This window comes from Kitasatospora sp. NPDC004531 (assembly GCF_053602195.1).
The window spans coordinates 1-9,228 of the sequence record NZ_JBSGDD010000149.1 but is presented as its reverse complement, the minus strand read 5'-3'; the positions used below and the strand labels follow the sequence as shown (position 1 = coordinate 9,228).

Here is a 9,228-nt window from a genome sequence, read left to right as displayed (position 1 = left end):
GCCCAGGAGATGCTGCGCTGCGCCAAGGCCGGCGCCGGCCCCCCTGCCCTGCGCAGCGGTGTGCCCGCCCCCATCTGCTTCACACCCCTTCGCGGTGGGCTCGACCAGCAGCACCCGGGTGCGCCGGTAGAGGTCCAGGGCCTCCGACTGCCGTCCCGAGCGGAACAGCGCCAGCATCAGCTTGCCCACCAGGGCCTCCCGCATGGGGTGCTCGCGCACCAGCCGCACCAGCTCCGGCACGACCTCGGCGTGCCGCTGCAGCGCCAACTCGGTGTCGAAGCGCAGCTCCATGGTCTGCAGGCGGAGCTCCTGGAGGTAGCGGCCCTCCACGTCGCGCAGCGTCTGCGACGGGATGTCCGCCAGCGGCTCCTCGCGCCACAGCGCGAGCGCGTCGGCCAGCGCGGCGGAGGAGCCCTCCAGGTCGCCGCGCTCGGCCAGCTCCGCCGCGCGCCGGCGGTGGGCCGTGAACTGCCCCAGATCGCTCTCGTGCTCGCCGAGTTCGAGGAGGTAGCCCGGCGCCCGGGTGAGGATCCGGGCGGAGGCGATCTCGCCCAGCGACTGCCGCAGGCGCATCACGTAGGTGCGGATGGTCGCGGCGGCGCTCGGCGGCGGGGCGCCGTCCCAGACGTACTCGGCGATCCGGTCGACCGAGATCACCCGGTTGGCATTGAACAGGAGCGCTGCCATGACCACGCGTTGCCTCGGCGCGGACACGTGCACCTCACACGCGTTCAACCGGATCGAGAGCGGGCCCAGCAGCAGGAAGTTCAAGGCGGGAGTCCTCTTCGTCACGCGGCCGGCGGGCACGACTGCCGCCAGCCTCTTGGGGGACCGTGTACGCGTCAACGCGGTCCTGTCGGGTCTGTACAGGGGTGTTCCTGGAGTACGGGTCCTGCGCTCGTGCCGGGCCGGCGAGCCGGCGCTGCGCGACGTCGTCACGGCGGCCGGCACGGCCCGCCCATCGCCCCCCGCGGCAGGGGCCGACCGCCCCCGATCACCCCCGCCGCATCGGCGGTACGCGGTCCTGCCGGACCGGTGCCGCCGAGTCGCATCCAGTAAATCCCACGCGATTGCCCCGGATCGCGACGTCCTCGCCAATCCCGGAAGAAGATGGCCGGAATTGCACCCGCCCATGAGCGGATCGATGCGCTCCGGTGGGTACTTGCTGACATTCCGAGCGGTATGGCAGGCTGTCATATGCGGTGCCCGTGAGTGTCCGATCACCGTCGATCGAAGCTCCCTGTACAAGCGCGCACGAGACGGCCCGCCGGTGCGAAGGATTTCCCGCCCGATCACCACACCCCGCCCGTCGGCACTGCGCGGATTCCGAGAAGAGAATGAAAGGCCGACATGACCTCCCTCTCTCTGGACAGCGACCGGTGGTGCCGTCGCTTCCATCCCTCGCCGACGGCCGTGCGCCGACTGGTCTGCTTCCCGCACGCGGGCGGCTCGGCGAGCTTCTACTTCCCGGTCTCCGCCGCCCTGCACGGCCCGGTCGACGTCCTGGCCGTGCAGTACCCCGGCCGGCAGGACCGCAGGGAGGAGGCCGGCATCCACGACCTGCACCGCGTCGCCGACGAGGTGTCCGAAGCGCTGCGCCGCTGGGACGACCTCCCCCTGACCTTCTTCGGGCACAGCATGGGCGCGCTGGTCGCCTTCGAGACGGCCCGGCGGATCGAGCGCGCGGGCGGCCGGATCGACCACCTCTTCCTCTCCGGCCGCAAGGGCCCGTCCGCGGACCGCCCCGACGCCTCCCACCCGGTCGACGACGAGGGCATCGTGGCCGAGCTCAAGGCCATGAGCGGCACCGACGCCCGCCTCCTGGAGGACGAGGAACTGCTGGGCATGGTGCTGCCCGCGCTGCGCGGCGACTACCGCGCGGTGGCGGCCTACCGCGCCGACCGCGACGCCGCGGTCACCTGCCCGGTCACCGCCCTGGTGGGCGACCAGGACCAGTGGGCGCCCGTCCCCGAGGCCGCCCGCTGGCGCGACCGCACGACGGCCGCGTTCGACCTCAAGGTCTTCCCCGGCGGGCACTTCTACCTCACCGACCGGGCGGACGAGGTGACCGGCCTGCTCCGCGACCACCTCACCGGCGCGCTGCGCGCCTGAAAGCGCGGCCGGCTTCCCGGGCGCACTCCCGCGGAGTGCCCGGCGTCGGGATCGGGCCACCTCGCGTTCTCCCGGAATTCCTCGAATCCTGGCCGGGAGGCGGTGCGCCGTTCGCCGTGGGAATCCCGCGGAGCACGGTCCCGAAAAACCCTTTCGGAAGGCGGTGAATACCGCCCGCCGCCGTGCGGCCGGATATTTTCCCAGATCCGGATATCGTCTCGATAGCGCATCACGAGACACGTTGCCGAGCGTCCCCCGGACGCCGGATTCCGTGGCATTGTGCGGTGGGGTTGTGCGGTGGGGTTCACTTCTGCTGCACCACGCCCCAGCCGCACCACTGTTCCCTCCTTTCACACCAATTCACAGGAGCTGTCATGAGTCTGGGGTACCTGTTCGGCGGCGGCGTCGGGACCGAGCCGCACGGCCTGGAGCTCTACCGGACCTACGAGGTCGTCCAGGGCTGGTACGAACAAGTCTCCGCGTGGACCGGGCTGACGGTCGGACAGATCCTGGAGGAGGACCTCCCGACCGCCCAGGAGGAACGCCAGAGCGTCGGCACCGTCCGCGAAGCCGCCCTCGCGATCGGCGTCCACGACGTGCTCGCCTCGTTCAACCTGCGCCCCGCGGCCATCGGCGGCCTCAGCCTCGGCGCGATGACCGCCAGCTGCCTCGCCGGAGCGCTGGGACGGCGCGAACTGTTCGAGATGCTGGCCGGCTCCCGCGACACCCCCGAACCGCCCGCCGACGACCCGCAGCAGGGCATAGCCATCGCCTTCGGCTCCCTTGCCGACGACGCCCCCGCCCACCCCGGCGAGAACGTCCCCGGCGTCTACCTGGCGGGCGACTTCGGCCCCACCGTCGACGGCACCCGGCGCATCATGATGCTCGCCGGCCACGCCGAAGCGCTCGGCGCGCTCGCCGCCGAGGCCCCGCCCGGAACGGTCGTCCCGCTCCCCGGCCGCACCATCGCCGTCCACACCCCGCTGCGTCGGCCCTACCGCGACTTCATGGCCCCGCGGATCGACGCGATCCCCTTCCGCGACCCCGAACTCCCGCTGCTGTCCTGCCTGGAGCCCAAGGTCCTGCGCACCGCCGCCGACGTCAGGGACCTCTTCCAGCGCAACTCCACGGACCCGATCAGCCTGGTCGACGTCTACACCGGGATGAAGGAGCAGGGCGTACAGCTCGGGCTGGTGATGGGCCCCTCGATCCCCGAGGGCATGCTGGCGTTCCCCTTCCCGGTGGTGCACATCGAGCGGCCCGAGCACGTCGAGCAGGCCCTGACCACCGCCTACGAGCTCGGCATCGACCTCACCGGCACCCCGGCCCTGTCGTGACCGCCGCCCTCGCCACCGGCACCGACCCGGACGCGGACGACCAGATCGCGCGCTGGCTGGACACCGACCTCGACGCGTGGACCCGCACCGTGCTCCGGCGGCACTTCGACCCGGTCTCCGGAAGCCCCTACTGGCTCGCGCAGGCCCCCCGGCTGGACTTCGACCCGCGCGACATCACCCGCTACGACCAGCTCGTGGCCTTCGGCCCGTTCCCGCTCGACCGGCTGCGCACCCAGGACCCCGCGGACCTCGTCCCGCTGGCGGTGCCCAGGCCGCTCGTCGGCCGGGTCTGGGACTCCGGGGGCACCACCGGCAGCCCCTGCCGGGCGTTCTACACCCCCGACATGCTGCGGCACCGGGCGCTCTGGCGCCGCTGGTCCTTCGTCCGGGAGGGCTTCGCACCGGGCCGCATCTGGCTGCAGGCCACCCCCACCGGACCGCACCTGATCGGCAACGGCGTCCACGAGGTCTCCGAACTCCACGCCGGCCAGGTGTACGCCGTGGACATGGACCCCCGCTGGGTGAAACGCCTGATCCGGGCGGGACGCCTGGCCGAGGTCGGCGACTACACCACCCACCTGCTGGAGCAGATCGCCGACGTCCTCGCGCCGGGCCGGGTCCACTACGTCAACACCACTCCCGCCCTCTTCCAGGCCCTCCGCCAGCGGCGGCCCGACCTGGTCGCCGCCCTCGACGGCGTCCGCCTCAGCGGCACCCAGATCAGCGCCGACATGTACCGGACTTTCACCGCTGCCCTGCAGGGCGGGATCTGCGGACTGACCTACGGCAACACCTTCGGCAACGCGGCCTGCCTGGACGTCGAGCGGGACGGCGAACTGATCAGCTACGTCCCGAACTACCCGCAGGTCACCATGGCGGTGGTCGACAAGGGCGACCCCTCGATCCAGGTCGCCCCCGGCACGGTCGGCCAGGTCCGGCTCACCGTCCTGCACGAGGACCTCTTCCTCCCCAACATCCTGGAACGCGACCAGGCCCTCCGTCACCCCACCGCCCACTGGCCCACCGACGGCGTCGCCAACGTCCGCCCCCTCCAGATCGCCAGCTCGTCCCCCGAAGGCCTCTACTGACCCGCCGCCCGCAGGGGGCGCCCGACCCCGACCACCGACGGGCGCCCCCCGGAGGGCGGTTGCCAGGCGGCTCCGCACTCGGCATTCCGACTACGGCGCATTCCGGGCGCCCGCATTCGACAGCCCGATCAGGGCCGCCTCCACGCGGGTCTGCACCCGGCGGTAGAGGTGGGAGCGCAGCAGTTCGAGATGGAGATCCTCGGCCGTGTGGAACCCGAAGTCCTCGCACCAGGAAACAAGGTCGACATGTGCCGCCCAGTCCGTGTAATTGAGCTGTTCGGAAACCAGCTCTTCGAGGGGCGGCCGGTCGGTCGCGGAATCGGGGAACTCGGGAAAGTGGCGTCGAACGGTCGCCTCCTGGTCCGCCGCACGTTCCGCCCATTCGCGATAGCTGCCATTGAGCCGCATGTGGTCCAGGACAATCCGGGTGTTCCGGTCCAGGAATCGGCTGCTCATCCACCACCGGTGCAGTTTGCGGCAGGTGGCCGCCTCCCGCATCAGCATCCGGAACTCGTCGGCATTGACGTCGTTGACGGCACGCCAATCGGCCAGCGCAGCGTCGTCGGTGAGCCGGTGACGACGACGGAACCGTTCGCTCTCCTCGTCGATCTCCAATTCCGTGGGCACGACGCCGACGAGTGCCCCGAGCACGAGTGCCATGACGCGGTTGAACGCGTTGGCATTGAGCTCGTCGAAGCTGGGGTGATGCAGCGCAATGTAGTTGGGGACGGCGGCCAGCGGGAGGTCGGTGTCCAGGTGCCGCACGTCCCGGTCGCGGTTGTACAGAGTCTCGAAGACGTAGCTGGGTTCGAACGTGAACTCGGGCTTCGGGGCCGGTGAGCTGTCGGGCAGCGCTGCCAGGGAGTGCAGGGCGGTGACGGCGTCGAGCCGTTTGAGGTCGACGTAGTGGTCGCGGAAGACGTCGCGCAGGCTGTCGACGCCGGCGCTCGGCAGGCCGTTCTCGGCCGCCCGACGCAGCACGGCCGGGACCGTGCGTTCCGTGAAGTAGATCGACTTGGCGATGGCGGCCGCTTTCGAGGCGGTGGCAGAGTCCAAGCGGCCGGAACGGGTTGCCTCGTCGAGGGTCGCCCGGATGTTGACCATCGGCACCGAGGTGGCAATGTATCCGATTTCCGGCTCGTCGTAGGCGTATGTCAGGGCGACTTCGTCATCGTCCTCCAAGATTCCGTCGGCGTACATCCGGTAGATCTCGCCGATGCCCACCATTCCGAACGCGGAGGTTTCCGCTGCGCGCAGCGCGCCCATACTGCTGGCGCCGTAGACGCGCACTCCGCGTTGAAGGGCGTAGAGGATTTCGTTGTGCCACACCGACAGCGACTGCATGAAGACACCGTCGATCAGCAGAATGACATCCGGCTTGTCGTCCCGGGCGGCGAGGGTGGCGATGTCCGCCTGGCGTGCCGGCGGGAGGTATTCGGCGTCGAGAATCTGCCGGGCTTCGCCGACCGGAAGGGAAGGGCCTAGAAATACCGCAATTCGCATGTGCCCTCCGTCGTCGCGGCGCGCTGGGCCTGCTGTGCCATGAAGTTCAGAGCACGCGGCCCGGGGACGTAATTGCCGAGCATGTAGCCTTCGAGGCCCGGAACGATCACTTTGACGACGCTGATCGGGAACTCGTCCCGGCTGAGGTCCAGGACGAGCACCTGGTCGAGGCCCAGCCGGTCGAGACTCCGGATGATGAGCTGGATGTCGCCTTCGAAGGTGGGCGTGGATCGGTCGGGAACGGCCGTGGCATCGACGGTCTCGGGCACTCCCGTCAGGCGGGCGATCATCGACTCGTCGTCCTGGCGCTTGAGCCGGGCGAAGGTGTCGCGGAAGACGTCGTCGCGGGAGCCGGCGATGTAGACGGCGCGCGACTGTGCGGCCTCGGTCAACGCGCGGATCATCGCGATGGCGGGATCGAGGTGAGCGCCCTGCCCGCGGTAGACGCCGACCTGGCGGTTGACCTTGTCGTAGATGAGCGCGAGGAACACGGGTACGTCGGTGTCCACGGTGCAGTCGAACAGCAGCGGCACGACGTCGGCGGCGCGAAGGCGGTCCAGCAGATCGCGCACGAGCGGGTCGGCGATCGTGTCCAGGCGCACCCGTGGTGGCGGCGTTCCGAAACCGGCCCAGGCCATTCGGTGGCAGGTGACCGCATCACGTTCGACGACCTCGTACACGGCAGCGGCGACGGCCTCCAGCAGATGGTTGCCGGAGGCCAGCCCGTTGGAGCTGAGCTGGAAGGAGCCGAGTTGATGCAGTGCTCTGCGGCCCGCCATGTGCACAGCGCCTGCCGGGACCGGCACGGGCGCCTGAGCCACGAGGTCCCAGGCCGTCAGCCACCGGTAGGGCCAGGACGTGTTGAACAGCGAGTTGCGGGTCAACGCGAGCCGGTCCCGAGGAATGGACCGGTGGTCGGCGGCGATCTGGTCGTACGAGGCGACGATGTCGGTCAGGGCGATGTTCTCGGCGTGCCAGATCTCGATGGCCTCCATCGCCGCCGATGCCTTCGCCGCCGACAGCGAGAACCCTTTGCCCGAAGAGTTGGACATCGTCGGGCTGTTGGGCCGGATCCCCAGCGTCACCGGGATGCCGATCCGGTCGAGGTGCGTGATGTTGGCAAGCCGCGTCAGACCGACCCGGGCGTAGAACGGCCGGATCCGCTCAAGGGTCTCCTCCGGGGCGACGGCACGGTGTGTGCCGTGGCGGTACTGCTTCGCGGCCCGATGCGCCGTACCTGCCAGCATCACCGCGTCGACCGTGGTCACGACATGTCCATTTCGCTGTCACACGGCCGCGGCGGCTGCGGTGGCGGCGGCAGCAGCGACGATCGCGGCGGCGACACCGTTGGACAGCGCGTCCTCCGACCGCGGCATCAGCGCGACGAGGTCCTTGCCGTCCAGGTGCTCGGCCCGTGCCGAGTGGCGGATGCTCTGCAGTGCCTCGACCACGTCGTCGCGGGTGAACAGCAAGGTGAAGGCGTTCAGATCGATGTTGTCCGTCTCCTTGCCACCGTTGATCACGGCCTCGACCTGGGCCAGGAAGTCCGGGTCGTGGCGCAGGCGTTGGGCAAGAGCGAGGATCTGTTCACGGGCTTCCGGGCCCTTGGGCGGCGTGGCCATCTGTCCCTCCTGGACACTGCGGTACGGCGCGCACTCATTCGCGCGGAGCGGGCCAGTGGCGCCTGCAGCCGAGCTCCAGTCTGCCGACCGCCGTTCTGACCGATTCGGGAAGAATGTCCGAACTACGGCACACTCTAACCGCGCGCTGCCGCAGCGCGAGTCGGGCGCCTCACCTGCCGCCCAGGACCGGTCGAGCCTCCCGCGCCACGGCCGCCGAGCCCGCCGCTCGGGTCCGCTGCGGCTGCGCCGGAGCCGAGCGTCACCCCCCAACTGGCGGACGCTGCCCACCGATTGGCTGCCGCCGCGGCGCCACGGGGCATGCGGCGGGAATCGAGCAAAAACCTTCAACGCGCCGACGGGGCGTCACCGGAAGACTTGCGGTGAGCCGGCCGGGCCGGGCGTCAGCACCAGGAAGCCAACGGGAGAGTTTCCATGTCACGCAACCTGATCACATCCGCCGCGAAGTGCGCGGCCACCACAGTGGCCGCCGCCGCGCTCGTCCTCACCACGACGGCCGGCGCGGGTGCGGCCGAACCCACCGACACCGTCCCGAAGACCACCACCGTCGCGTCCGCCCCGCTCTTCCCCGTCGCCATGAACACGGACTACGACCAGTGGACGTACCGGGCACCGGCTGCCGACATCCGCTGGCGCGCCGGCCGGCTGTACAAGGGGAAGCACTACTTCTCCTGCTGGACGTACGGCCAGCAGTACACCGCGCCGGAGAACGGCCGCACCAGCAGCGTCTGGTTGAGGACCGACGACGACAGCGGCAACAGCGGCGTCTACGCTTCCGAAACCTACCTGGACGCCTACGGCTGGCAGAACGACCTGACGCTCCTGAACAGGTGCTAGCGACCCGAGCCGGAGATTCGGCGGTGTGACGCTTCAGCCCTTCCGGCGGGTGGCGACGGCGTCGTCCCCGAAGGACGCGGCGAGTGCCCGAGCGATCAGGTCCGGCAGTTCGGTGCGCCCGTCGTCCTCGCCCGGACAACGTCCGACTGGCACCGCAGGCCGGGAGGGTTGCGGCACTGCGCAGACGAGCCCCGGGCAGCGGCCGACTCACGCCCGGCTAACGTCCGGCTGGCCGAGGCCCACGAGTTCGGGCCGGCGGACGCCTGCGACGGGCGGCGGTGAGGGCCGAGGCCCGCGGGGAACTTCCGGTGGGTGACCGCGGACGCCGGATACGGCTGCGGCAAGGGCCTGCGGAGCGAGTCGGAAGAGGCCGGCGTCTTCCACGTCGTGGCCACCACCCGGCACGACACCGTCGTCATCCGGCGGGCTCTGGACCACCCGTTCCACGATCCGATCGCCGACCTGTCCCGGCAGCAGCGGAAGCGTCGTTCGTGTGGCGAGGGTGCCCATGGCCCGCGGATCCGACGAGTTGGCCGCCTGCTCGCGACCCGTCGGGTGGCCCGCCAACCAGCAAGATAGTAGGCGCACTTGACCGGGGGTCAAGGGGTCGCCGAAACCGGTCGTCGCGAACCGACCGGACTGGCGAGGCGGCCGGGACGGGGAGCCGGGCGTGCGGGAGCCCGGCGGAGCCACCGGACGTGGTCCGGTGGC

At 70.6% G+C, this 9,228-nt stretch carries 8 protein-coding genes and 1 pseudogene; 5 read left to right on the top strand and 4 right to left on the bottom strand.

Annotated features, from left to right (window positions below; all coding sequences use genetic code 11):
- Nucleotides 1–714 (bottom strand): AfsR/SARP family transcriptional regulator (locus ACWEMJ_RS32600; protein WP_452140754.1); only part of this gene is annotated, 714 nt, incomplete at its 3' end.
- A gap of 636 nt (nt 715–1,350) precedes the next feature.
- Between ACWEMJ_RS32600 and ACWEMJ_RS32595 the strand changes: the two genes are divergently transcribed.
- From ACWEMJ_RS32595 to ACWEMJ_RS32585, 3 genes are all read left to right on the top strand, one after another.
- On the top strand, nt 1,351–2,112 hold the full coding sequence (locus ACWEMJ_RS32595; RefSeq protein ID WP_452140753.1) for a thioesterase II family protein: 762 nt from the start codon (nt 1,351–1,353) through the stop codon (nt 2,110–2,112).
- A 374-nt stretch (nt 2,113–2,486) separates the two neighbouring features.
- A complete protein-coding gene (locus ACWEMJ_RS32590) occupies nt 2,487–3,449 on the top strand; it encodes an ACP S-malonyltransferase (RefSeq protein ID WP_452140752.1) in 963 nt (320 codons plus the stop codon).
- The gene (locus tag ACWEMJ_RS32585; protein WP_452140751.1) at nt 3,446–4,537 is read left to right on the top strand and encodes an arylcarboxylate reductase; all 1,092 of its coding nucleotides are present in this window, start codon (nt 3,446–3,448) and stop codon (nt 4,535–4,537) included. Before ACWEMJ_RS32590 ends, ACWEMJ_RS32585 begins: the two co-directional genes overlap by 4 nt.
- Nucleotides 4,538–4,627: 90 nt before the next feature.
- Here the strand turns inward: ACWEMJ_RS32585 and ACWEMJ_RS32580 are convergent, their stop codons facing one another.
- Genes ACWEMJ_RS32580 through ACWEMJ_RS32570 form a run of 3 tightly spaced genes read right to left on the bottom strand, consistent with a single transcriptional unit; the run spans nt 4,628 to nt 7,662 of the window.
- Nucleotides 4,628–6,040 (bottom strand): TfuA-like protein, encoded by a 1,413-nt coding sequence (locus tag ACWEMJ_RS32580; protein ID WP_452140750.1) that lies wholly within the window; start codon nt 6,038–6,040, stop codon nt 4,628–4,630.
- The gene (locus tag ACWEMJ_RS32575; RefSeq protein ID WP_452140749.1) at nt 6,019–7,308 is read right to left on the bottom strand and encodes a YcaO-like family protein; all 1,290 of its coding nucleotides are present in this window, start codon (nt 7,306–7,308) and stop codon (nt 6,019–6,021) included. Before ACWEMJ_RS32575 ends, ACWEMJ_RS32580 begins: the two co-directional genes overlap by 22 nt.
- A gap of 18 nt (nt 7,309–7,326) precedes the next feature.
- Entirely contained in the window at nt 7,327–7,662 is a 336-nt protein-coding gene (locus ACWEMJ_RS32570) for a hypothetical protein (protein WP_452140748.1), read from the bottom strand.
- A gap of 432 nt (nt 7,663–8,094) precedes the next feature.
- On the opposite strand from ACWEMJ_RS32570, the gene ACWEMJ_RS32565 reads away from it, so the two are divergent.
- On the top strand, nt 8,095–8,517 hold the full coding sequence (locus ACWEMJ_RS32565; protein WP_452140747.1) for a hypothetical protein: 423 nt from the start codon (nt 8,095–8,097) through the stop codon (nt 8,515–8,517).
- A gap of 303 nt (nt 8,518–8,820) precedes the next feature.
- Nucleotides 8,821–9,039: pseudogene (locus tag ACWEMJ_RS32560) on the top strand (IS701 family transposase); the annotation flags it as partial.
- Nucleotides 9,040–9,228: the final 189 nt, after the last annotated feature.